Raw genomic sequence first — 23,906 nt, forward strand, 5'->3', positions numbered from 1 at the left:
ACAATCCCCCAGGCAATCCCCGATGGACGCACCATGGACCTGAACCTGATCCAGGCCTTCGTCGATATCGTCGACGCGGGCAATCTGGCCGAAGCCGGCCGCCGGCGCGGCGTCACGCGCTCGCAGGTCAGCCGGCAGCTGCGCGAGCTGGAGGTCCAGGCGGGCGCGCAATTGATGCGCCGGACCACGCGCCGGCTGGAGCTGACCGAGCCCGGCCACGCGCTGTACCGCCACGGGCTGGCGATCCTGCGCGAGGTCGCGTCGGCGCAGGCTGAAATCGACAGCCTTGGAAAGACGCTGCGCGGCCATGTACGGCTCAGCGTGCCGACCGGCCTGGGCGATACCTTCGTCGCGCCGCTGCTGCTGGCCTTCGCCGAGCGGCATCCGGGCATCACGCTGCGCGTCTTCTTCAACAATCGCGTCAACGACCTGATCGCCGCCGAGATCGACGTGGCGCTGAAGGTCACCTCGCAGCCGCCGCTGGACCATGTGGCGCGCGACGTCTGCGCGATCGAATGGGGCCTCTATGCGGCGCCGTCCTATCTGGAACGGATCGGACCGATCCGGGTGCCGGCGGACCTCGCCGCGACCGACTTCCTGTGCCCGCCCTACTTCGCCCGCCCCTTCGAGCTGCATCTGATGCGCGGCGACGAACGCGATGCGGTGCAACTGCTGCCGCGCCTGCAGTCCGAGCACTTCCCCTTCCTGATCCGCGCGGTGCAGGCCGGACACGGCGTCTGCCTGCTGCCGGTCTATGCCGGCTGGCAGGACGCGCACGCGGGCCGGCTGGTGCAGGTGCTGCCCGACTGGCGGCCGGAAGGGCTCGGCGACCGGCTCTATCTGATCACCACGCCGAACCCGCATCCGCCGATGGCGACGCGGGCGCTGATCGACTTCCTGCGCGAGCAGATTCCCGCGCTGCCGGTGTTCCGGGACGCGCCCGACGGTTCAGTCTGAACCGCGTCCGGCCCGGCGCCGGACGGCGGCGAGCCAGTCCGCCCATCCGATCCTCACGCACTTTCAATTTGCAAGCTAGAATGCTTGCAAATTGAAAGTAGAAGTCATTGGCAAGACCAATCGGAAACAGACGGAGGAGACGTGGGCCACACCGACTTTGCCAGCATGCCCTGCCCGATCGCCCGCTCGATGGCGGTGCTGGGCGAGCGCTGGGCGATCCTGCTGATGCGCGAGGCCTTTTATGGCAGCACGCGCTTCGACGAATTCCAGCGCAACCTCGGCATCGCGCCCAATATCCTCAGCGCGCGGCTGAAGACGCTGGTCGAGCACGGCATGTTCAAGCGCGTGCCGGCCGAGGGCGGCGCGCGCCACCATTACCTGTTGACCGACAAGGGCCGCGATTTCTTCCCGGCCTTCGTCGCGCTGAAGGCCTGGGCCGATCGCTGGATGACCGACCGCGGCCCGATGACGGTGCTGCTGGACCGCCGCACCGGCGACGAGATCGCCGCACCGGCGCTGACCCGCGCCGACGGCAGCCCCGTGACGCTGGACGACCTGCGCGTCACCGCCGGCCCGGCCGCCGGCAACCACCTGCGCCGCCGCTTCGCGCCCGAAACCGATACCGTCGAAGCCACGGAGGCAGGCGATGACCGAACTGTATGACGCCGTCCGCGTTGCGGGCCCTGCCGGGGCGTTTCCGGCCCGCGCCCCGACGCTGACCCCGACTTCCGCTGCTGCTTCCGCTCCTGCTTCCGCTCGCGCTTCCTGCGAGCCCACTTCCGCTCCTGCCTCCGCTTCCGAGCCCACTTCCGCTCGCGCTTCCCGCGAGCCCACTTCCGCTCCCACCGCCGGACCCGCGGCGCGGGGCGCCGCAATGGCGGCTGCGCCTGGCGCGGCCGCGCCGCGCGCGGTGCTGCGGGCCATCGTCAAGCTGGCCGCGCCGACCAGCCTGATCGCGCTGCTGCAGGCCGTCGCGCAATTGATCGAGACGTGGCTGGCCGCGCGCCAGGGCACCGCGGCGCTGGCGGGCTGGGCCGTGGTGCTGCCATTCGCGCTGCTGCTGCAGCAGATGTCGACCGGCGCGATGGGCGGCGGCGTGGTGTCGGCGATCGCCCGCGCGCTCGGCGCCGGCAAGCGCGAGGACGCCTCCGCGCTGGTGCTGCACGCGCTGATCATCGCGGCCTCGGCCGGGCTGGCGTTCGCTATCGCGCTGGCGGGCTTTCCGCATGCGGTGCTCGGCGCGGTGGCCGGGGAAACGGCCGCCGAAGCCGCCGCCGGCTATGCGATCTGGCTGTTCGGCGCCGGCGCGGTACCGGCCTGGCTGTCCAACACGATGGCGTCGGTGCTGCGCGGCGGCGGCCGCCATGCACTGGCGGCGCGCGTGCTGTCCCTGATGTGGATCGCCTTCCCGCTGCTGGCGTGGGCGCTGGCCGAGCCGGCCGGCATGGGCCTGGCCGGCATCGGCGCCGCCTTCGCGCTGGTGTCGTGGGCCGCGGCGCTCGGCATGGCGGTGGTGGTGATGCGCGGCGGCGCGGGCTTCGTACCGGTGCTGCGCGTGCGGCCGAACGCGGCGCTGTTCCAGCGCATCCTGTCGGTCGGGCTGGTCGCCTGCGGGCTGGCCGCGCTGGCCAATCTGGCGACGATCCTGGTGACCGCGCAGCTGCGCCCCTACGGCACCGCGGCGGTGGCGGCCTATGGCATCTCTGCGCGGCTTGAATTCCTGATGATCCCGCTGGCCTTCGGCGTGGGCTCGGCGCTGACCGCGCTGGTCGGCCGTGCGGTCGGCGCCGGCGACTGGGACGGGGCGCGGCGCACCGCCTGGATCGGCGCGCTGCTGGCGCTGGCGCTGGCCGGCACCATCGGCATCGCGGTGGGGCTCGCGCCGGCTCGCTTTGCCAGCTGGTTCACCAGCGACGCGGAAGTGGCGGCGATCGCCGCGCGCGCGCTGTCGTGGATCGCGCCGGCCTTCGGCGGCTTCGGCCTCGGCATGGCGCTGTATTTCGCGTCGATGGGCGCAGGCCGGATGCGCTGGCCCATTGCCGCCGGCATCGCCCGGATTGGCCTCGCCGCCGGCGGCGGCTGGCTGCTGGCGCATGTCGGCGGCATGGGGCTGGACGGTCATTTCCTCGGCGTGGCGCTCGGCATCACGGCCTACGGCGCGGTGACGGCGATGGGCGTGCGGCGCGAGGTGTGGTCGGGACGGTAGCCAGGCGATGGGCCGGGATGGGGTTGAGACGAGGCGGCGCTGAGGTAGAGCCAGGGCGGTAGTGCGGCGGCGGTGAGGCGGCGCTAATGCGGGGGCAAGGCGGCGCTTGGCACCGCCAATGCGGCGAGGCTGGAACGCGGCCGCCATCGCGGCTCGGCGCCCCGCGCATGCGCGCACGCCGTATCCCCGGTATCGTGCGGCTTATCGTGCCGACGCGGCACGCCTGTCCGGAGCACCATGACCCCTCGCCGATCGATCCTGACGGCCGCGCTGATCGTCGCCCTGCTGCATGTCTATATCGGCGTGCGCCTGCTGCCCGCGCTGCCGTGGCCGCTGGCGGCAAAAGCGCTGGCCGCGCTGTGGCTGGCCATCTCCGCCGTGTCGATGCCGACCGCGCTGCTGGCGCGCCGCTTCGAGCCGCCGTGGGGCGATCGCCTTTCCTGGCTCGGCATGCTGGCGATGGGGCTGTTCTCGACGCTGCTGATCCTGACGGTGCTGCGCGAACTGGTGCTGCTGGCCTGCGCGCTGGCCGGCTGGTACCCGCCCGCGCTGGCGGTCTGGAGCGCCGTCGGCACCGTCGCGCTGGCGCTGCTGGTCTCGCTGCTCGGCTACTGGAACGCGCGGCGGGTCGCGCGCGTGGTCGACGTCGAGGTGCCGATCGCCGGACTGCCCGCCGCGCTCGACGGCTTCACCATCGCGCAGCTCAGCGACATCCACGTCGGTCCGACCATCAAGCGGCCGTACCTGCAGCGCATCGTCGAACGCGTCAATACGCTGGGCGCCGATGCGATCGCGATCACCGGCGACCTGGTCGACGGCAAGGTGCCGGAGTTGAGGGACCACACGGCGCCGCTGGGCTCGCTGCGCGCCCCGCATGGGGTCTATGTCGTCACCGGCAACCACGAGTACTACGCCGGCGCGCACGCGTGGATCGACGAGCTGCGGCGGCTGGGGCTGCGCGTCCTGCTGAACGAACACGTGGCGATCGAACGCGACGGCGCCAGGCTGGTGCTGGCCGGCGTCACCGACTTCAGCGCCGGGCATTTCGATCCCGCGCATCGCAGCGATCCCAAGGCGGCGCTGGCGGGCGCGCCAGCCGATGCGGCGGTGCGCGTGCTGCTGGCCCATCAGCCGCGCAGCGCGATCGCGGCGGCCGAGGCCGGCTTCGACCTGCAGTTGTCGGGGCATACGCACGGCGGGCAGTTCCTGCCGTGGAACCTGTTCGTGCCGATGCAGCAGCCCTATGTCGCCGGGCTGCACCGCCACCGGAACATGTGGGTCTATGTCAGCCGCGGCACCGGCTACTGGGGACCGCCCAAGCGCTTCGGCGCGCCGTCGGAGATCACGCGGATACGGCTGCGGCGGCCAACGGCGTAGCGGGGAAACGAGCGCGGCCTAGGCACGGCTTGAGCACGGCGTGAAGCGGCATGACCAATGTCTGGGCAAGGCCAGGGCGAGCGCTGAGCTCGCGGTCGCAGCGCGGCCAGAGCATGGCCAGAGCAAGCCCCGAGCGCCGGCCGACCCCATCCGACGCCGGTCTATAATCGCCGCACCCCGCCGCGCCTGCGGTCCTGCGTGCCGCGCGGCGGCAGAGCCTTGCCGCGGCATGCGGCCGCCGCGGCCCTCCTTCGAACGCAGTCCCCGTGCGAGCCAGCAGCATCCATGGTCTCCGGTCCGGTCCCATGAACACTGCCAGTTTCACCCACCACACGATCGCCATCCAGCAGGTCCAGCAGACGCTGCTGGGCGCGCGCCATCGCGGCGCCGACATCGCCGCGCTGCTGCGCAGGGCCGGCATCGCGCCGGCGCTGCTCGATTCGCCGGTGGCGCGCGTCACGCAGAGCCAGTACGCGGCGCTGGCGTTCGCGATGCGGCGCGCGATGCGCGACGAGATGTGGGGCCTGTGCAGCCGGCCGCTTCCGCTGGGCAGCTTTGCGCAGTGCTGCCAGATGCTGGTCCGCACGCGCACGCTGGGCGAGGCGATGCAGGCGGGGCTGCGCTACTACCGGCTGCTGATCGACGACTTCGTGCCGCGGCTGCGCCGCCATGGCGAGATCGCGATGCTGTCGCTGTCGCCGCGCGTCCCCTACGATGCGCGCCTGGCCTACGCGGCCCGTGCCTTCGCGTTTCTCGGCTACGGCCTGGCCTGCTGGCTGGCGGCGCGCCGCGTGCCGCTGATCGGCGTCGACTACCCCGATTCGGAGCTGGGCCCCAGCCCCGACGCCGCGCTGCTGTTCCAGGCGCCGGCGTCCTACGGCCACGACTACACCGGCTGGCGCTTCGAGTCGCGCTGGCTCGATCTGCCGGTGGTGCAGAACGAGGCCAGCCTGCGCGAATTCCTGCGGCACGCGCCGGCCAGCCTGCTGATCAAGTACCGCGACCAGACCAGCATCACCGAACGCATCCGCCGCATCCTGCGCCGCAACCTGACCGGCGAGCTGCCCACGCTCGAGGACGTCGGCGAGCAGTTGGCGATGACGCCGCAGACGTTGCGCCGCCGGCTGCGCGAGGAAGGCCAGGGCTTTCGCGGCATCAAGGACGACCTGCGCCGCGACGCCGCGATCGAATACCTCGCGCGCCCCGAGCTGACGCTGCCCGAGATCGCCAGCCTGCTGGGCTTCTCCGAGGCCAGCACCTTCCACCGCGCCTTCAAGCACTGGACCGGGGTCGCGCCCGGCCAATATCGCCAGGCGCATCTGCGCGAGCACTGAGCCGCCTTCGCGCATCGGCGCTTCCTCTGCGGGTTTCCCCGTAGCCGCAAGGACCTGCGCGCCGCGCTGCGTTCGCACGCGCTCCGGCTTGATCGTTCATGCCAATGCGATTCAGCGCTTCGGCCATGTATCGGTGCGCGCTGCCTTCCTAGACTGTGGTCACCGTGGCGGCAGGACCGTCGACCAGCGGACACAGAACAGGAGACAGACATGGCAGACACATCGAAGTCGCGCCGGCGCGCACTGTGGGCCCTGGCCGGCGGCGCGCTGGGCGCCTGGTCACCGTGGCCGGCCGTGGCGCTGGCCAAGTCCGACAGCTATCCCTCCCGCACGCTGACGATGATCATGCCGTTCCCGCCGGGCGGCGCCACCGACGTGCAGATGCGTGCGCTGGCGCACGCGCTGTCCAGGGAAATGGGGCAGCAGGTGGTGGTGGTCAACCAGCCCGGCGTCGCCGGCACCATGGGCCCGGCCGCGATGGCGCGCAGTGCGGCGCCCGACGGCTATACGTTCTCGGTGGCCCCGGCCACGCTGTTCCGCCTGCCGCATCTGCAGAAGGTCAATTTCGATCCACTCAGCGACTTCACCTATGTGATCTGCCTGACCGGCTACACCAACGGCCTGGTGGTACGCGCGGACGCGCCGTGGAAGACGCTGCAGGACCTGTTCGCCGACGCCAAGGCGCGGCCCGGCCAGATCAGCTACGGCTCCACCGGCATCGGCAGCGGCGGCCACGTGGCGATGGAACGGCTCGCGCTTGCGGCCGGGGTCAAGTTCAACTTCATTCCCTTCAAGGGCATGGCCGAGGAAACCACCGCGCTGCTCGGCGGCCATCTCGACGTGATCTCGGACCCCGGTTGGGGCGCGCTGGTCGATGGCGGCAAGGCCCGGCTGCTCGCGACGCTGGGCAACACGCGGCTGCCGCGCCGCCCCAATGTACCGACGCTGAAGGAGTTGGGCTACGACATCACGGTCAATTCGCCGGTGGGCATCGTCGCGCCCAAGGGCATGGAACCGGCCGTGCTCAAGACCCTGCACGACGCGCTGCGCAAGGCGATGCGCGACCCCGACTACCAGCGCATGCTGGCGGACTACGACCAGGTCGACATGTACATGAGCAGCGCCGAGTATCGGCAGTACGCGATCGACCAGTTCGCGCGCGAGAAGGTGTTCCTGAGCCAGATCGGCGTCAAGCTGCAATAACAGGCAATGCGCTGCAGCCAGGCACGCGGCAAACGCAGGCGGCGCTGATCGTTTCGGCCAGGCGCTTTGGTTGCGCGGGCCATTGGCGCATCGCGGCGGGAGCGGCACAGTGGGACCACGCAGCAGGCAAACAACGAGGACCAGACCATGACACGCAAAGTCCATGTCGCCGGTGTCGGCATGATTCCCTTCAGCAAGCCGGGCAAGAGCGAGCCCTATATGGTCATGGGCGAGCAGGCTGCGCGCCTGGCGCTCGACGATGCCGGCGTGCCGTACGACGCGGTGCAGCAGGCCTACGTCAGCTACGTCTACGGCGATTCGACCGCGGGTCAGGCGGCGATCTACCGCGTCGGCCTGACCGGCATCCCGGTCTTCAACCTGAACAACAACTGCTCGAGCGGATCGAGCGCGCTGTTCCTGGCGCGCCAGGCGGTGCAGAGCGGCGCGGTCGAATGTGCGATTGCGCTCGGCTTCGAGCAGATGGTGCCCGGCGCGCTCAAGGGCGCCTATGACGACCGCCCCTCGCCGATGGCGCGCTTCGCCGAGACCATGGGCGAGCTGCAGGGCATTGATGCGAACGCCCCGCGGGCCGCGCAGTTCTTCGGCGGCGCGGGACGCGACTACATCAGGCAGCACGGCATCCGCCCCGACACCTTCGCCCGCATCTCGGTCAAGGCGCGCCAGCACGCCGCGCGCAATCCGCTGGCGGTCTTCCGCGACACCGTGACGCTCGACGAGGTGATGGCCGCGCCGATGGTGTTCGAGCCGCTGACGCGGTTGCAATGCTGCCCGCCAACGTGCGGCGCCGCGGCGGCGATCCTGTGTTCCGAAGACTTTGCCCGCCGCCACGGGCTCGACATGCGCGTCACCATCGCCGCGCAGGCGATGACCACCGATACGCCGAGCACCTTCGCCCAGCGCGACATGCGCCAGCTGGTCGGCTACGACATGAGCCGTGCCGCCGCCGCGCAGGTCTACGAGATGGCCGGCATCGGCCCTGAAGACATCGACGTGGTCGAACTGCATGACTGCTTCACCGCGAACGAGCTGATCACCTACGAGGCGCTCGGCCTGACCCCCGAGGGCACCGCGGAGAAATTCATTCTCGAGGGCAACAACACCTACGGCGGCCGCGTGGTGACCAACCCGTCCGGCGGCCTGCTGTCGAAGGGCCATCCGCTCGGTGCCACCGGCCTCGCGCAGTGCGCGGAACTGACCTGGCAGCTGCGCGGCCAGGCCGACCAGCGCCAGGTCGACGGCGCGCGGCTCGCGCTGCAGCACAACCTCGGACTTGGCGGCGCCTGCGTGGTGACGCTCTATCAGGCGGCCTGAACCATGATCGATCGCCAATACATCGGGCACCGGATGGCACCCTTCACCGTGCCGGTGGAGGCGGGCCGGCTGCGCCTGTTCGCCAAGGCCACCGGCCAGCACGATCCCGTCTACACCGACGAGGCCGCCGCCCACGATGCCGGCCACCCGGGGCTGCCGGTGCCGCCCACCTTCCTGTTCTGCCTGGAGATGGACGCGCCCAACCCGGCCGCGATCCGCGAACTGCTGGGCCTGGACTATCGCCGGCTGCTGCACGGCGAACAGCGCTTTACCTATCACGCGATGACCTATGCGGGCGACCGGCTGACCTTCGAGCAATGCATCGAGGACATCTACGACAAGAAGGGCGGCGCGCTCGAATTCGTCGTCCGCCGCACGCGCGTCAGCAACCAGCACGGGACGCATGTCGCCGACCTGCGCACGGTCACGGTGATGCGCCATGGATAAGGGAGCCCGACCGATGCCAACGCTGCGCTACGACGCCCTGCAGGTGGGCGATGCCCTGCCCGCCTTCGAGACCGAACCGGTGTCGCGGCTGACGCTGGCGCTCTATTGCGGCGCCTCGGGCGACCACAACCCGATCCACGTCGACACCGATTTTGCGCACGCCGCGGGCCAGCCCGACGTGTTCGCGCACGGCATGCTGTCGATGGCCTATCTCGGCAGGCTGCTGACCAACTGGGTTCCACAGCAGGCGCTGCGCGACTTCGGCGTGCGCTTCGTCGCCATCACGCAGGTGGGCGACCGGCTGACCTGCCGCGGCACCGTGGTCGAGAAGATGGAGGCGCACGGCGAGAAGCGCGTGCGGATCGAACTGAGCACCGTGGACCAGAACGGCGAGGTCAAGGTGGCCGGCGACGCGGTGGTGGCGCTGCCCTGACGACAGTCGGCCGGGGCGGAATAGCACGGATAACACAGATACAGCCAGGAGCAGACGCATGAACAAGCTGCAGGACAAGGTGGCACTGGTATCGGGCTCGGGACGGGGCATCGGCCGCGAGATCGCGCTGAAGCTCGCGTCGGAAGGCGCTCGCGTGGTGGTCAACGACCTGGACGAGGCTCCCGCGCTGGACGTGGTGGAGACGATCCGCGCGAGCGGCGGCAAGGCGGCGGCCTGCGTCGGCAGCGTGACCGAGGCGGGCTTTGCGGACCGCTTCGTCAATACCGCGCTCGAGCAGTTCGGCGGCCTCGACATCATCGTCAACAACGCCGGCTATACCTGGGACAACGTGATCCAGAAGATGAGCGACGAGCAGTGGGAGGACATCCTGGCGGTGCACCTGACCGCGCCCTTCCGCATCCTGCGCGCCGCGTCGGGCTTCATTCGCGAGGCCGCCAGGCAGGAGACCGAGCGCGGCACGCCGGTGTTCCGCAAGGTCGTCAATATCTCGTCGACGTCCGGTGTCTACGGCAACGCGGGGCAGGCCAACTACGCCGCCGCCAAGGCCGGCATCAACGGCCTGACGCGCGCGATGGCCAAGGAATGGGGCCGCTACAAGGTCAACGTCAACAGCATCGCGTTCGGCCTGATCAAGACGCGGCTGACCGAGGCCGATGCGCAGGCCGACGCCAGCATCGACATCGCGGGGCGCAAGATCAAGGTCGGCGTCAATCCGCAGATCCTGAAGAACGCCGAGGCGCTGATTCCGCTGGGACGCGGCGGCACGCCCGAGGAAGCGGCCGGCGCGGTCTACCTGTTCTGCATCCCCGAGTCCAACTACGTCAGCGGCCAGGTGCTGGTCTGCGGCGGCGGGCGCCCGTAATTCGCACCGGAACCGCGCCATGACGATCCAGCATGCATCCCGTCCGTGGATGAACAGCGAACTGGAGCTGCTGCGCGATACCGCGCGGCGCTTCTTCGAGAGCGAATGCGTGCCGCGCCAGCCCGCGTGGGTCGAGCAGAAGCATTGCGACCGCGAGATCTGGCGCCGCGCGGGCGAGCTCGGCCTGCTGTGTTCGGGCATTCCCGAGGCCTACGGCGGAGGCGGCGGCAGCTTCCTGCACGAAGCGGTGATCTGCGAGGAGCAGCAGCGCGCGCTGGTCACCAGCTTCAGCATCAACGTGCACAGCGGCATCGTCGCGCACTATCTGCTCGCCTACGGCAGCGAGGCGCAGAAGCAGCGCTGGCTGCCGGCAATGGCGCGCGGCGAGATGGTTGCGGCGATCGGCATGACCGAGCCGGGTGCGGGCACCGACCTGCAGCGGATCAAGACCACCGCAATCCTCGGCAGCGATGGCCGGCACTATCTGGTCAACGGCGCCAAGACCTTCATCACCAACGGCTGGCACGCGGACCTGATCTGCCTGGCGGTCAAGACCGATCCCGAGGCGCGCGCCAGCGGCGTGTCGCTGCTGATGATCGAAACGCGCGACCTGCCGGGCTTCCAGCGCGGGCGCCTGCTCGACAAGATCGGGCAGCGCGGGCAGGACACCGTCGAGTTGTTCTTCGACGGCGTGATGGTGCCGGCCGAGAACCTGCTCGGCAACGAGGAAGGCCGCGGCTTCCGGCAGCTGATGCAGCAGCTGCCGCGCGAGCGGCTGCTGATCGCGATCGGCGCCGCGGCCACGATGCAGCGGGCCGTCGACGACACCCTCGCCTATGTGACGCAGCGCCACGTGTTCGGCGAGCCGCTGATGGCGATGCAGAACACGCGCTTCAAGCTCGCCGAGTGCCAGACCCATGCCACCATCGCGCGCAGCTTCGTCGACGACTGCATCGGCCGGCTGCAGCGCGGCGAGCTCGACGTGCCGACCGCCGCGATGGCCAAGTGGTGGAGCACGCAGACGCTGTGCCAGGTCATCGACGAATGCCTGCAGCTGCATGGCGGCTACGGCTATATGAACGAATACCCGATCGCGCGGATGTACACCGATGCGCGCGTGGGCCGCATCTATGGCGGCGCCAACGAAGTGATGAAGGAAATCGTGGCGCGGGCGATGGACGACTGAGGCATCGGCGTATCGGCGCATCTGCGCATCGGCGTATCGGCGCATCGGCGCATCGGCGTATCGGCGTATCGGCGTACGGGGGTATCGGGGCGAACGGCGCGTCGCCGCGGAGCGGCCGCCTGACCAACCACAGGAGACCAGCAGGCAATGACATCCGAAGCAGTGCCATCCAGCCCATCGGAGCAGGCCGCGTGGTTCGGCAGTTGGCCGCGCGGGCTGCCGCATCGCATCCGCGTGCCGCGCGTCACGCTGTGCCACAACCTGTCGGTGCAGGCCGACCGCTATCCCGACAAGCCCGCGATCGTCTTCTACGGCCGTGACCTGAGCTATGCCGAACTGCGCCGCCAGACCGAGGCGCTGGCCGGCCATCTGCATCGCCAAGCCGGTGTGCGGCCGGGCGAGCGCGTGCTGCTGATGAGCCAGAACTGCCCGCAGTTCGTCGTCGCCTTCCACGCGATCGTGCGCTGCGGCGCGGTGGTGGTGCCGGTCAATGCGATGTGCACCGCCAACGAGCTGGATCACTATCTGCGCGACAGCGGCGCGCAGGTCGCGCTGGTCGCGCAGGAACTGCTGCCGGCGCTGCGGCCCGCGCTGGCGGGCGATCGGCTGCGGCATGTGGTGGTGCACAACTATGCCGACGCGATCGACGCCGATACCGATCTCGACGTGCCCGACTGGGTGCGCGCCCCGCGCGCGGCGCTGGACGATGCGCGCCTGACGTACTGGGCCGATGCGCTGGCGGCCGCGCTGCCCGCGCCGGATGTGCAGGCCAGCCCGGACGACCTCTGCGTGCTGCCCTACACCTCCGGCACCACCGGCCAACCAAAGGGCTGCATGCATACGCACCGCACGCTGCTGGCGTCGACCTTCTCCGCGGTGCTCTGGCGCGGCCTGCATGCGGAAGCGGTGGTGATGGGCGTGGCGCCGCTGTTCCATCTGCTCGGCATGCAGAACGCGATGCTGATGCCGATCGCGATCGGCGCGACGGTGGTGATGCTGCCGCGCTGGGACGCCGCCACCGCGGCCCGCCTGATCGAACGCCATCGCGTGACGACCTGGGGCGCGCCGCCGGCGATGCTGATCGACTTCTTCGCGCACCCGGAAGCGAGCGCGCGCGACCTGTCCAGCCTGACGCTGCTGAACGGCGGCGGCGCCGCGATGCCGGAGGCGGTGGCCGCGATGCTGAAGTCGCGCTTCGACCTTGGCTATATCGAGGGCTATGGCATGACGGAGACCGCCTCGTTCCTGCATTGCAATCCGCTGCACCGGCCCAAGCGGCAGTGCCTCGGCATTCCGGCCTTCGGCGTCGACTCGCGCATCGTCGACCCGGCCACGCTGGCGCCGCTGCCACCCGGCGAGGTCGGCGAACTGGTGACCAGCGGCGACCAGCTGATGCTCGGCTACTGGAACGACGAGGCCGCGAACCGCGAGTCGTTCTTCGAGCGCGACGGCAAGCGCTTCTTCCGCACCGGCGACCTGGCAAGCGTCGACGAGGAAGGCTACTTCTTCATGCGCGACCGGCTCAAACGGATGATCAACGTCAGCGGCTACAAGGTCTGGCCCGCCGAGGTCGAGACCATGCTGTACCAGCATCCCGCGATCCACGAAGCCTGCATCGTCGCGGTGCCCGACAGGCGGCAGGGCGAATCGGTGAAGGCGGTCGTCGTCCTCAAGCCCGGCACGACGCTGGAGCCGGCCGAGCTGATCGCGTGGTGCCGGGAGCGGATGGCGGCGTACAAGGCGCCGCGGGCCGTGGAGTTCCGCAGTGCGCTGCCGAAGTCCGGTACGGGCAAGGTGCTCTGGCGGGAGATTCAGGCGGAGCAGTGCCGTGCGGTGGAGACAGGAGCCGAGGCCGTGGATGCGCCGGCTCTGGGCGAAGCCAACGCCGGCCGCCTCGACAAGCCGCTTCAGCAAGCCTGATCCGTTTTCCGCTTCGGAGACCCACGCGATGTACCTGCCCCAGGGACTGCACCGCGCGATACAGCGCCATCCCGCCAAGATTGCGCTTTGCCACGTGGCCGACGGCCACACGCGTACCACCGATTTCGCTGAACTGGGTGCGCGGGTGGCGCGTGCCGCCGCGGCGCTGAAGCGTCACGGCGTGGGACCCGGCGACCGCGTCGCGCTGCTCGCGCAGAACGGCGACGGCCTGATCGCGATGCTGCTGGCCTGCTGGTGGCGCGGCGCGGTGGCGTGTCCGCTCAATACGCGCTGGAGCGTGCCCGAGCTGCGCCATGCGATCGGCGACTGCGGCGCGCGGCTGCTGCTGCCCGATCGCCAGCTGACCGCGATGGCGGAGGAACTCGACGACCTCGCCACGGTGGTGCCGATCGACACCTTCCTGGCCGATGCCGACGCCGCGGCGGCGGCCGGCGCGGAATCGCTCGACGATACGCGCACCGGCGGCGATGCGCTGGCCGCGATCCTCTACACCGGCGGCACCACCGGTCGCGCCAAGGGGGTGATGCTGTCGCACGCCAACTTCTGGGCCGCGTCGATCTCGCGCGCCGCGGAACTGAACAATGCGCCGGACAGCGTATCGCTGCTGGTTGCCCCGCTGTTCCATGTCGCCGGTTTGGGCCGGCTGATCGGGCAGCTGATCGCCGGGGGCAGCTGCGTGACGCTGCCGCAGTTTCGCGCCGACATCGTGCTGTCCGCCATCGAGACACATCGGATCTCCGACATCATCGTGGTGCCGACCATGCTGCAGTCGCTGCTCGATCATCCCGGCTTCGACGCGGCGCGGCTGCAGAGCTTGAACCGCATTGCCTTCGGCGCCGCGCCGATGCCGCCGGACCTGCTGGCGCGCGCACTGCAGGCGTGGCCCGACGCGGAGTTCTTCCAGGCCTATGGCATGACGGAGACCGCCGCCGCGGTCTGCATCAATCCGCCAGCCAATCATCGTCCGGGCATGGGCGCCGAACGCCACCGGCATTCAGTGGGACGCGCCGGGCTCGGCGCCGAGATCCGCGTGGTCGATCCGCAAGGCGAGGAAGTGCCGCGCGGCACCGTCGGCGAGATCGTCGTGCGCGGGCCGATGGTGATGCGCGGCTACTGGAACCAGCCGGATGCGACCGCGCAGGCGCTGCGCGATGGCTGGCTGCATACGGGCGACGGCGGCTGGATGGACGAGGATGGCCATCTGTTCATCGCCGACCGGCTCAAGGACATGATCATTTCCGGCGGCGAGAACGTGTACTCGGGCGAAGTCGAGACCGCGCTGCGCAGCCATCCGCGCGTGGCGCAGGCCGCGGTCATCGGCGTGCCGGACGCGCGCTGGGGCGAGCGCGTGCATGCGGTGGTGGTCGTGGAGGGAGGCGAGCCACAGGACGACGCCGCGCTGTCGGCCGAGCTGACGCAGTGGTGCCGCGAACGGCTGGCGGGCTACAAGTGCCCGCGCAGTTTCGCCTATGTCGATGGGCTGCCGCTGTCGGCGGCCGGCAAGGTGCTGAAGAACGAATTGCGGCAGCGATACCGCGGCGCGGTGGCGGTTGGCGGGCGCTGATCGTCGGCGCCGCGAACTCATCAGCGAGAGGAATTCCGATGGAACGAATCGACTTCGAGATGCGGGACGGCGTCGCCACGCTGACGCTGAAGGATCCGAAGACGCGCAATGCGCTCGGGCCCGCGATGCGCGAGGAAATCGCCGAAGCAGTGCGCGTGGTCGCGACCGACCGCGGCATCCGCGCGCTGGTGCTGACCGGCGCCGACGGGCACTTCTGCTCGGGCGGCGACCTGCGCAATATCGCGAGCGCCGGTCTGGACAACCAGGGCTGGCGCGAGCGGCTCGGCGACCTGCATCGATGGCTGCGCGACCTGATCGGCCTAGACAAGCCCGTCATTGCGGCGGTCGATGGCGCGGCCTTCGGCGCGGGCTTCGGCCTGGCGCTGACGGCGGACTTTTTGATCGCCACGCCGCGGGCGCGCTTCTGCGTGTCCTTCCTGAAGGTCGGCCTGGTGCCCGATTGCGGGATCTTCCACACGCTGCCGCGCGTGGTCGGCGTGCAGCGCGCCAGGGAACTGACGCTGTCGGCGCGCGAGGTCGGGGCCGAGGAAGCGCTGCGGCTGGGAATCGCGATGGAGATTCATCCGCCGGAAGCGCTGGCGCAGCGCGCCCATGCGATCGCGCGCAGCTTTGTCGGGGCCTCGCCGATGGCGGTCAGCCTGGTCAAGCGGGCGGTGGCCGCGGATGGAGATCTTGCGACCGCACTGGAGCTGGAGGCCAATGCACAGGCGCTGGCGATGGGCACCGGGCACCATCGCGATGCGGTCGAGGCGTTTCTGGAGAAGCGGCCGGCGCCGTTTCAGTGGCCGGCCTAATGGGGAAGTTCTGGGGAAGTTTCGGGGTAGTTTCGCCGGTTTTCTCCCCTCTCCCGCGAGGCGGGAGAGGGGCCGGGGGAGAGGGAAAGCGCTTCGCCTTCAGCGGGCGATCGGCTTGTAGCGGATGCGCTTGGGCTTGGCGGCTTCCTCGCCCAGGCGGCGCTTCTTGTCGGCCTCGTACTCCTGATAGTTGCCGGCGAAGAACTCGACGTGCGAGTCGCCTTCGAAGGCCAGGATATGCGTCGCGATCCGGTCCAGGAACCAGCGATCGTGCGAGATGACCATCACGCAGCCGGCAAACTCCAGCAGCGCGTCTTCCAGCGCGCGCAGCGTTTCGACGTCGAGGTCGTTGGACGGTTCGTCGAGCAGCAGCACATTGCCGCCGGCGATCAGCGTCTTGGCCAAATGCAGGCGCCCGCGTTCGCCACCCGACAGCGTGCCGACGTGCTTCTGCTGGTCCGAGCCCTTGAAGTTGAAGCGGCCGATATAGGCGCGCGAGGGCGTCTCGTAGCGGCCCACGGTCAGCACATCCGCGCCGCCGGAGATTTCCTCGAACACCGTCTTGCTGCCGTCGAGCGCGTCGCGGCTCTGGTCGACATAGGCGAGCTTGACGGTCGGCCCGATCTTGATCGTGCCGCTGTCCGGCTGCTCCTTGCCGGTCAGCATGCGGAACAGCGTCGATTTACCGGCACCGTTCGGACCGATCACGCCGACGATTGCGCCCGGCGGCACCTTGAAGCTCAGGTTGTCGATCAGCAGCCGATCGCCGTAGGCCTTCGACACGTTCTCGAACTCGATCACCTCATTGCCGAGACGCTCGCCGACCGGAATGAAGATCTCCTGGGTTTCGTTGCGCTTCTGGTATTCCTGGCTGTTCAGTTCGTCGAAACGCGCCAGACGCGCCTTCGACTTGGCCTGCCGGCCCTTCGGATTCTGGCGAACCCATTCCAGCTCCTTCTTCAGCGCCTTCTGCCGCGCCGACTCGCTGGACTCTTCCTGCTTCAGCCGGTTTTCCTTCTGGTCCAGCCACGAGCTGTAGTTGCCCTTCCACGGAATGCCGTGGCCGCGGTCCAGTTCCAGGATCCACTCGGCCGCGTTGTCCAGGAAGTAGCGATCGTGGGTCACCGCGACCACCGTGCCCGGGAAGCGGGTCAGGAACTGCTCCAGCCATTCGACCGATTCGGCATCCAGGTGGTTGGTCGGCTCGTCCAGCAGCAGCATGTCGGGACGCGACAGCAGCAGCCGGCACAGCGCGACGCGGCGCTTCTCGCCGCCGGACAGATGGCCGACCTTGGCGTCCCACGGCGGCAGCCGCAGCGCGTCGGCCGCAACTTCCAGCTGCTGCTCGGCATTGTTGCCGTCGCTGGCGGCCAGGATTGCCTCGTACTTGGCCTGATCGGCGGCCAGCTGGTCGAAGTCGGCATCCGGCTCGGCGTAGGCCGCGTAGATTTCCTCGAGCTTCTTGCGCGCCTCGAACACCTCGCCCAGACCGCCCTCGACTGCTTCACGCACGGTCTGCTCGGGATCGAGCTGCGGCTCCTGCGGCAGATAGCCGATGTTCAGATTCGGCATCGGGATCGCTTCGCCCTCGATGTCCTTGTCGACGCCGGCCATGATCCTGAGCAGCGTCGATTTGCCCGAACCGTTCAGGCCGAGCACGCCGATCTTGGCGCCGGGGAAAAAGGACAGCGAAATATCCTTCAGGATCTGACGCTTGGGCGGAACGATCTTGCCCACGCGATTCATCGTATAGACGTACTGTGCCATGCGGCTTACCCAGTGAAATGACTGTGTTGGAGGGGGATGGCGCAGTGTAGCAAACCGGGGGCGGCGGGCGGATGGGGTGGCCGATGCGCTGGCCCATGCACGGGTCCATGCACTGCTCCTGGACCGGCCCATGCACTGCCCGCTGGCCGACACGGCGACCGCTGCACGGGCCCACGCGCCGGCCGGCGTACCGGCCGATGTACCGACCGAAGCGCGGGCCGAGGCGCCGCCCGCCGGCGCGGTATCATCGTGCCCTTCGCCTTCGGGCAAATTCCTGCCGACCGAGTACCACCATGAGCCCCAAACCCGCCCGCACGCTGACCTTCAAGTGCAAGAAGTGCAACAAGCCCGTGACCCTGTACCTGCAGAAGGTATCGGCCTGCTCGCATATCACGCCATACCAGGGCTTCTGCAAGTGCGGCGAGATGATGCGCCACGCCACCGGGGACAAGGACGCGGTGGCGTCGTTCGTGGAGTCGAACGATATTCACTGGGCGCATCACCATCATCACCATCATTGAGCGATGGCGGGTTCAGGCCACGATGCGGGCGGAGACCTTGCGCGTCGTGGACTGAATGAACCGGCCGAGGCGGTCCGCGAGATCTCGCGCGCCATGCGGCAACGACGGCAAGGTGTGCTCCACCGCGCGCGCCACTGCGCCCGGGATCCGTTGCGCCAGTTCCGCCGCCTGGCCCAATACGAAGCGCGGCTGCATGCCAAGGGTTTCGGCCATCGCCACCACGTGCCGGCGCGCAATCTCGCCCGGCCGGTTTTCTCCACCGATCGAAAACGCGAACTCCCCTGACAGCCCGGCATACAAGCGGGTGCACATCAGATCGTAGAAGGGGGTCAGCCTCACGCCTTGCCCAGGCAGCACGTACAACGACAGGTTCTTCGCGTGGCTGTCGTTGTTGTCGACGTAGAGGTTGAAGAAGATCCAGTTCAGGAAGTGGCGCAGGTCTACCGCGGGCTGGACGCTGCATTGCCGGATCAGAGCGGCGCAGGCCGCGATGCCGGGACCGCCCTCCTTTTCGTACTTGCGGTCGGACACCGTGCCGGCCAACTGGCACAGGTCGTACTGGACGAGCCGTCCCAACGTTCCATCCGGCCGCTGGTACCTGTCGAAGCGCCGCACGACGCATGCTCGCGTCATCGGTTCATAGAAAACCTCGGCGGCAGGCAAACCACACTCCGCGGCAACGCGCATCACGATGGTTTCGTTCGCGGCCGACTGCCATACCTTGGCGAGGCGCTTGATGTCCGGCTTCAGGATATGCGTGGACGGCGCGACGCCGCGAGGAAGACGCGGGACGCCATCGTCGAAGATCGCCAGGCTGGTCTTGTCCTGTGCGCCGGCGAGCGAGATCCGCGCGCGGGCGCCTTTCAGATCGACGGCCGCCGCAGACGGCTTGCTCAGCGCCGCGCCCAGCGCCTGCCATGAGGTCGCCTGGTACGTGGGAGGCTTCGGCGTTTCGCCTTCCGGTACGATGACGAAGGCCCCAGCCGTGTCCCCCGCCACCTCCAGGAGCATCGAAAACAAGGTGGACGCCTTCTTCTGCTGCGCGAGATAGTCGCGCAATTCCCCCTCGGGCAGCAGGTTCTCGAAGAAGGCCTGCACGACCTCGGCGTCCTGCAATCCCGGCATCAGCGGAATGGCCGCGACCGGGAAGCGGTCCTCCCTGGCGAGCCATGCGGGCGAATAGGCGAAGGCCAATGGCGCGGTATCGTGGATGGTGCCGACCACTTCATCGCCCCACAGGACGCTGAGCCGTTCGGGCCGGGCCATCACAAGCCTCCGCTGGTCTTCGGCTTCACGACCACTTCCAGCCCGAGCAAGTCCATGATGTCGAGAACCTTCTGCAGCTGGACCGTCGGCTTGCCCCGCTCGAGTTCGACGACAAAGCGGTTGCCGGTACCGCCGAGACCGGCGAGATCGGTTTGCTTCAGTTCGAGTTGCTCGCGCCGCCGGCGGATGGCGGCGCCGAGTTCGGCCGAGCTGTGAACCACGATGCCGCTGGCGGCTGAGTTACCGCTCGGGAAGTTTTGTTTCTCCGCTGCCATCTTGCGCCCCTGATATTACCGCTCGGTAATTTTATATTGGAACCACGCATCGTCAAGGGAAAAAATTACCGCTCGGTAATACCACCGGTCGCAGGGTTGGTGCGGTGCTGTACTTCACGGGAACGAATGGGTCGACGGCGTGGGAGGGCATCAGCCCCGCCGTTCTACCGATTCAATCGAACGCCTGCACCGCCAGCAGCAAAATCACCGCCAGATAGCCCAGATGCATGCGCGTGCGCTGCCGCTTGTAGCGACGCACGACGTCCGGCAGGAACAGTTGGCGTGCCGTCTTGAAGCTTGAAATCGGATCGGCCACGACGTCGGAATACGCGTCGGTGTTGTTGCGATAGATCGTCGCCAACGACTCGCGCTCATGTCCGCCCGTCAGCTGCTGCGTCGTGCGTGAACGCTTGCTGATGCGGTAGTAGAACAGCGGCGCATCGATCCGATGCACCTTGGCCTCGGGCTCCAGCAAACGGATATAGAACTCCCAGTCCTCGAAGCCGTGCTTCATCGCTTCGGAATAGCCCGAGGTCCGCTCGTACAACGCGCGCGGATAGACCGCGCAGTTGTGAATCATGTTCTCGAACAGCAGCCGCTGATAGCTGTATTCGGGCAGCCGCCATTTCCCCTTCTTCGCGCCGAATCGTTTGACCTGGCAGTAGACCAGCGCGGTGTCCGGATGCCTGCGGAAATGCGCTAGCGCGCGGCGCAGGTAGTCGGGATGGATCTTGTCGTCTCCGTCCAGCGGCACGATGTATTCGCCGCCGGTCAGCCGGATACCGAGATTGCGCGCCGACGCCACGCCGCCGTTCTGCTTGCGGATATAGGTGAAGCGGCGGTCCTTCTGCACGAAGGACTGCACGCGCTGCGCTGTATCGTCGGTCGACCCGTCGTCGACCACGATGCAGCGCCAGTGCCGGTAGGTCTGGCGCCGCACCGATTTCAGCGTGTCGGCGATCACGCCCGCCTGGTTGTAGCAGGGGACGATGATGGCGACTTCTGGCGCTGGATCGGTTTGCGAACGGCGGAATCTGGAAAGAGACTTCAACAGCATTAATGGGGAAAGCGGGTCTGCGGTTGCGGCCAATGATCGCATACCGACCATGACGGCCCTGGAAAACCTGGCCATCGCCGCTCGGCGCGCCCGGTTTCGGTCGTGCCGCTGGGTTCCGCCCTGCCCCGTCAGTTCAGCTTGATATCGAGCTGCTGCACGGTCCGACTTTCGACCTCGAACTGCTCGGCGGCGGACTTCGCATATTCGCTGCTCAGGTAGACGGTTGGAGGTCGCTGGCCTCCAGCGACCTCAGGTATGTCGGATCCTGCGTCGCGTTTCTGAAGGCGTCGTGCAGGGTCTTGACGATATTCGGTCCATGCCGCTCGGGCCGACGATGCCGACCAGCGAGCTGGCGGTCAAGCGGCGGCGACCCGCCTGGCTCGTCAATGCCTTCGGCGCTGCCAGATGGATTACATTTCCGGGAGCAAGACTGAGGATGGGACCACTCCAATTTCAACGATCCGGGAATCTCATGCACAACGACAAATTCGACCTGATCCAATTTTCCTCCGCGGTCCGCGATCTATTGGACAGCGAGCTCCAGGTATCGGTCGGCAATATGGAAGTGGTGCCCTTTGCCGAAAAGCTGTACAAGCTGGTGCGGTCGCATGCCTACAACGAGGGCGTGCTCGACGCGAAGCGCGTAATGGAACGCAAGCTGGCGGATGTTTCGGAGCAGCTGGATATCTTGCTGCAGTATGAGTAGCAAGTATTCGCTGACGCAGGTCAGGGAGGTCTGGGTCAACGCCCGCTTGAACGGCGAGGTGGACTGGCTCGACTATCTGGAGGCGCCGACGTTCTTCTTGAAGGCGAATGGCGAACTGGTTTCCAAGGCCAATCAGATTGCCTACATCGAACGCAGCCGGAAGAAGTTTCCGAACAAGCGGGCCGGCGAGGCAGGGTTCAAGGAAACCGGCATCGGGATCCAGCAGCACAAGAGTTGGGCCACGGTAACGGGATCGGCATGCTTGAAGCGGGATGGCAAGATTGTCCACCAGTTCGAATTTCTCGAGCTATGGGTGATCGTGGGCGGCCGGTGGCAGATTGCGTCCCTGTGTATCGAGGATATCGAGCACGCGGGAGCGGCATAACGTCCGGTTTGCGCTCGCATGACAACGAGGTATCTCGGGGATCTTGAAGGCGGACGCTGGCCGCTTCCGATGCTTCCACGCCGGGCGCCCCAGGCGGACATCGCTGACGGCGGCCGGCAACTCAAAACAACGTGGCCTCCGGCGACGCCCTTTCCAGCGCGGTCCGCGGCAAGTCCAGCCGCAGCGTGGCGCCGCCGGGTAGTTCGAGTTCGTCGCAGTTGTTCCCGGGCCCGCCGCGGTCCACGACGATGAACCGCGCCACGCCTTCCGTGACGATCAGCGAGTGGTGCCACACGCCCTTGCGATAGTTGACGCCTTGCCGGCCGTTGGTGACGAAGGCCCGCACCGCATGCGGCTCGACCGTGTCGCCAGGCGGCGCCACCACGACGAGGAACCGCGCATCCCCCAGCGGAATGAACGCCTGGCTGCCGAGCGGGTGCCGCTCGAACGAGGTCAGTACCAGCGGCAGCGCATAGGGCTGCGATTCGAACAGATTGATCAGCGGGCGTCCGTCGTCCGAGGACACGTCGACCTCGGCAAGGTCGTGAAAGCGATGACACATGCCGCGATTGATGGCGATGGACGCGCGGCCATCGCTCTCGATGACGTCGCCGAACGGGGCGAAGGCATCGGCGCTCAGCGGTTGTGCGATCAAGGACAGGGGTTCGGTCGGAATAGGCATGGCTAGGCAGAATCAGGTTCGCATACTGGTCTTACCAGTATTACGATATGGCGTATCCGTGTCAATGCCGGAAATCGGCGGGTAAACGCTGATTTGTGGGGGCGCATGCAGGGCGTTATTGTTGCGCCCTGATGTAAATATCATACTGGTCATACCAGTTTCAATCCCACCCGGCGACACAACAGACACGAGGAGACCTGCCATGACACCCTACCAAGCCGGCCCGGCAATTACGCCGGCGTCCGCGGCCGACATCCCGGCCATCGCGCAAGAGAACGCGCTCTACCGCAAGGTGGCCTGGCGACTGCTGCCCTTCCTGATGCTGTGCTACGTCGTCGCCTACCTCGATCGCGTGAACGTCGGCTTCGCCAAATTGCACATGCTCGCCGACCTGCAATTCAGCGAGGCGATGTACGGCCTGGGTGCGGGTCTCTTCTTCATCGGCTACTTCTTCTTCGAGGTGCCCAGCAACATGCTGATGCACAGGATCGGCGCCAAGGCGACCATCTCGCGCATCATGATTACGTGGGCGCTGATCTCCGCAGCGATGATGTTCGTCACCACGCCGACGCAGTTCTACGTGCTGCGCCTGCTGCTCGGCGCCGCGGAGGCCGGCTTCTATCCCGGCATGATCTTGTATTTGACTTACTGGTTTCCGTCGCACCGCCGCGCGAAGATGGTGGCGCTGTTCATGTGTGCGATCCCGGTGTCGGGCATTTTCGGCGGACCGCTGTCGGGCTGGATCATGGAATCGATGCAGGGCGTATCGGGGCTGCGCGGCTGGCAATGGATGTTCCTGCTCGAGGCCATCCCCTCGCTGCTGGTCGGCGTGGCGGTGATGTTCTACCTCGACAACAATATCCGTGCCGCCAAGTGGCTGACCGAATCGGAGAAGGCCCTGCTCGAGCGCAACATCGCCAACGAACGCCAGGCCAAGGACGCGCACCCGACGCTGCGCGCACTGTTCGCCGATACGCGCATCGTCAAGATGGCCTTCATCTGCTTCTGCACGGTGATGGGCCAGTACGGGCTGACGTTCTGGTTGCCGACGCTGGTCAAGCAGTCCGGCGTATCGAGCGCGCTGCATATCGGCCTGCTGACCGCCGTGCCGTTCTCGGTTGCGGTCTGCTCGATGATTCTCGTCAGCCGCAGCTCCGACCGCATGCGCGAACGCCGCTGGCACTTGATCGTGCCGTTCTGCTGCGGCGCCACCGGCCTGGTGCTCAGCGCCGTGTTCAGCGACAACGTGGCGTGGTCTCTCGCCGCCCTGGCGCTCGCGGCCGGCGGCAGCCTCGCGACTTCGCCGCTGTTCTGGAGCCTGCCGACCGCGATCCTGTCCGGCGCCGGCGCGGCCGCGGGCATCGCCATGATCAACTCCTTCGCCAACCTCGCCGGCTTCCTGAGCCCCTACATGATCGGGCTCATCAAGGATGCGACGCAAAGCACCAACCTGGCGATGTTCGTGCTGGCCGGCGTGCTGCTGATGGGCGCCCTGCTGACCTACACGGTGCCCGCCAAGCTGGTCAACAAGTAGGCGCCGCCGCGCGGGGCCGCGCCGACGCTGGGGTA

The 23,906-nt window shown here is 68.0% G+C and carries 23 protein-coding genes; 18 read left to right on the top strand and 5 right to left on the bottom strand.

Annotated elements, in window-relative coordinates; genetic code table 11:
• Positions 1–33 precede the first annotated feature (33 nt).
• The 14 genes from K7G19_RS23640 to K7G19_RS23705 all read left to right on the top strand — a co-directional run bounded on the left by K7G19_RS23640 (position 34) and on the right by K7G19_RS23705 (position 15,678).
• The gene (locus tag K7G19_RS23640; RefSeq protein ID WP_149319674.1) at positions 34–957 is read left to right on the top strand and encodes a LysR family transcriptional regulator; all 924 of its coding nucleotides are present in this window, start codon (positions 34–36) and stop codon (positions 955–957) included.
• Positions 958–1,098: 141 nt separating this feature from the next.
• Complete coding sequence (locus K7G19_RS23645; protein WP_226109467.1) at positions 1,099–1,620, top strand: helix-turn-helix domain-containing protein; 522 nt, start codon at positions 1,099–1,101, stop codon at positions 1,618–1,620.
• A gap of 211 nt (positions 1,621–1,831) precedes the next feature.
• On the top strand, positions 1,832–3,163 hold the full coding sequence (locus K7G19_RS23650; RefSeq protein WP_226109469.1) for an MATE family efflux transporter: 1,332 nt from the start codon (positions 1,832–1,834) through the stop codon (positions 3,161–3,163).
• A 237-nt stretch (positions 3,164–3,400) separates the two neighbouring features.
• Complete coding sequence (locus K7G19_RS23655) at positions 3,401–4,540, top strand: metallophosphoesterase (protein WP_226109470.1); 1,140 nt, start codon at positions 3,401–3,403, stop codon at positions 4,538–4,540.
• A gap of 305 nt (positions 4,541–4,845) precedes the next feature.
• Positions 4,846–5,874, top strand: a complete 1,029-nt coding sequence (locus tag K7G19_RS23660) for an AraC family transcriptional regulator (protein WP_226109471.1) — start codon at positions 4,846–4,848, stop codon at positions 5,872–5,874.
• Positions 5,875–6,084: 210 nt separating this feature from the next.
• Entirely contained in the window at positions 6,085–7,077 is a 993-nt protein-coding gene (locus K7G19_RS23665) for a tripartite tricarboxylate transporter substrate binding protein (RefSeq protein WP_149319679.1), read from the top strand.
• Between the two features lie 147 nt (positions 7,078–7,224).
• Positions 7,225–8,409, top strand: a complete 1,185-nt coding sequence (locus K7G19_RS23670; protein ID WP_149319680.1) for a lipid-transfer protein — start codon at positions 7,225–7,227, stop codon at positions 8,407–8,409.
• A gap of 3 nt (positions 8,410–8,412) precedes the next feature.
• Positions 8,413–8,856 (top strand): MaoC family dehydratase N-terminal domain-containing protein, encoded by a 444-nt coding sequence (locus K7G19_RS23675; RefSeq protein ID WP_150082589.1) that lies wholly within the window; start codon positions 8,413–8,415, stop codon positions 8,854–8,856.
• A 13-nt stretch (positions 8,857–8,869) separates the two neighbouring features.
• The gene (locus K7G19_RS23680) at positions 8,870–9,289 is read left to right on the top strand and encodes a MaoC family dehydratase (protein ID WP_150082590.1); all 420 of its coding nucleotides are present in this window, start codon (positions 8,870–8,872) and stop codon (positions 9,287–9,289) included.
• 58 nt (positions 9,290–9,347) lie between these two features.
• Positions 9,348–10,172: an SDR family NAD(P)-dependent oxidoreductase gene (locus K7G19_RS23685; RefSeq protein WP_226109472.1), complete on the top strand. Its 825-nt coding sequence runs from the start codon at positions 9,348–9,350 to the stop codon at positions 10,170–10,172.
• 19 nt (positions 10,173–10,191) lie between these two features.
• Entirely contained in the window at positions 10,192–11,358 is a 1,167-nt protein-coding gene (locus K7G19_RS23690) for an acyl-CoA dehydrogenase family protein (protein WP_226109473.1), read from the top strand.
• A 147-nt stretch (positions 11,359–11,505) separates the two neighbouring features.
• Positions 11,506–13,278, top strand: a complete 1,773-nt coding sequence (locus K7G19_RS23695) for a long-chain-fatty-acid--CoA ligase (RefSeq protein WP_149319684.1) — start codon at positions 11,506–11,508, stop codon at positions 13,276–13,278.
• 28 nt (positions 13,279–13,306) lie between these two features.
• The gene (locus K7G19_RS23700) at positions 13,307–14,863 is read left to right on the top strand and encodes a class I adenylate-forming enzyme family protein (protein ID WP_226109474.1); all 1,557 of its coding nucleotides are present in this window, start codon (positions 13,307–13,309) and stop codon (positions 14,861–14,863) included.
• A gap of 38 nt (positions 14,864–14,901) precedes the next feature.
• Entirely contained in the window at positions 14,902–15,678 is a 777-nt protein-coding gene (locus tag K7G19_RS23705; protein WP_226109475.1) for an enoyl-CoA hydratase/isomerase family protein, read from the top strand.
• A 99-nt stretch (positions 15,679–15,777) separates the two neighbouring features.
• Here K7G19_RS23705 and ettA read toward each other — a convergent pair whose 3' ends face one another.
• Positions 15,778–17,445, bottom strand: coding sequence for an energy-dependent translational throttle protein EttA (ettA, locus tag K7G19_RS23710; protein WP_150082596.1), 1,668 nt, complete (start codon positions 17,443–17,445; stop codon positions 15,778–15,780).
• Positions 17,446–17,738: 293 nt separating this feature from the next.
• On the opposite strand from ettA, the gene K7G19_RS23715 reads away from it, so the two are divergent.
• The gene (locus K7G19_RS23715; protein WP_006575803.1) at positions 17,739–17,966 is read left to right on the top strand and encodes a hypothetical protein; all 228 of its coding nucleotides are present in this window, start codon (positions 17,739–17,741) and stop codon (positions 17,964–17,966) included.
• Positions 17,967–17,978: 12 nt separating this feature from the next.
• On the opposite strand, the gene K7G19_RS23720 is transcribed toward K7G19_RS23715, so the two are convergent.
• From K7G19_RS23720 to K7G19_RS23730, 3 genes are all read right to left on the bottom strand, one after another.
• The gene (locus K7G19_RS23720; RefSeq protein ID WP_226109477.1) at positions 17,979–19,232 is read right to left on the bottom strand and encodes a type II toxin-antitoxin system HipA family toxin; all 1,254 of its coding nucleotides are present in this window, start codon (positions 19,230–19,232) and stop codon (positions 17,979–17,981) included.
• Positions 19,232–19,507, bottom strand: coding sequence for a type II toxin-antitoxin system Y4mF family antitoxin (locus tag K7G19_RS23725; RefSeq protein WP_226109479.1), 276 nt, complete (start codon positions 19,505–19,507; stop codon positions 19,232–19,234). Before K7G19_RS23725 ends, K7G19_RS23720 begins: the two co-directional genes overlap by 1 nt.
• A gap of 172 nt (positions 19,508–19,679) precedes the next feature.
• On the bottom strand, positions 19,680–20,639 hold the full coding sequence (locus K7G19_RS23730; RefSeq protein ID WP_226109481.1) for a glycosyltransferase: 960 nt from the start codon (positions 20,637–20,639) through the stop codon (positions 19,680–19,682).
• A gap of 241 nt (positions 20,640–20,880) precedes the next feature.
• Here K7G19_RS23730 and K7G19_RS23735 point away from each other — a divergent pair, with 241 nt between their 5' ends.
• A complete protein-coding gene (locus tag K7G19_RS23735) occupies positions 20,881–21,270 on the top strand; it encodes a DUF2164 family protein (protein ID WP_226109483.1) in 390 nt (129 codons plus the stop codon).
• Complete coding sequence (locus K7G19_RS23740; protein WP_226109485.1) at positions 21,263–21,655, top strand: hypothetical protein; 393 nt, start codon at positions 21,263–21,265, stop codon at positions 21,653–21,655. The genes K7G19_RS23735 and K7G19_RS23740 overlap by 8 nt, the downstream gene beginning before the upstream one ends.
• A 121-nt stretch (positions 21,656–21,776) precedes the next feature.
• Here K7G19_RS23740 and K7G19_RS23745 read toward each other — a convergent pair whose 3' ends face one another.
• Entirely contained in the window at positions 21,777–22,337 is a 561-nt protein-coding gene (locus tag K7G19_RS23745; RefSeq protein WP_226109487.1) for an ureidoglycolate lyase, read from the bottom strand.
• A gap of 202 nt (positions 22,338–22,539) precedes the next feature.
• Between K7G19_RS23745 and K7G19_RS23750 the strand changes: the two genes are divergently transcribed.
• The gene (locus tag K7G19_RS23750; RefSeq protein ID WP_226109488.1) at positions 22,540–23,871 is read left to right on the top strand and encodes an MFS transporter; all 1,332 of its coding nucleotides are present in this window, start codon (positions 22,540–22,542) and stop codon (positions 23,869–23,871) included.
• The last annotated feature ends 35 nt before the right edge of the window (positions 23,872–23,906 follow it).

The organism is Cupriavidus sp. DB3, assembly GCF_020418465.1.
GTDB lineage: Bacteria > Pseudomonadota > Gammaproteobacteria > Burkholderiales > Burkholderiaceae > Cupriavidus > Cupriavidus cauae.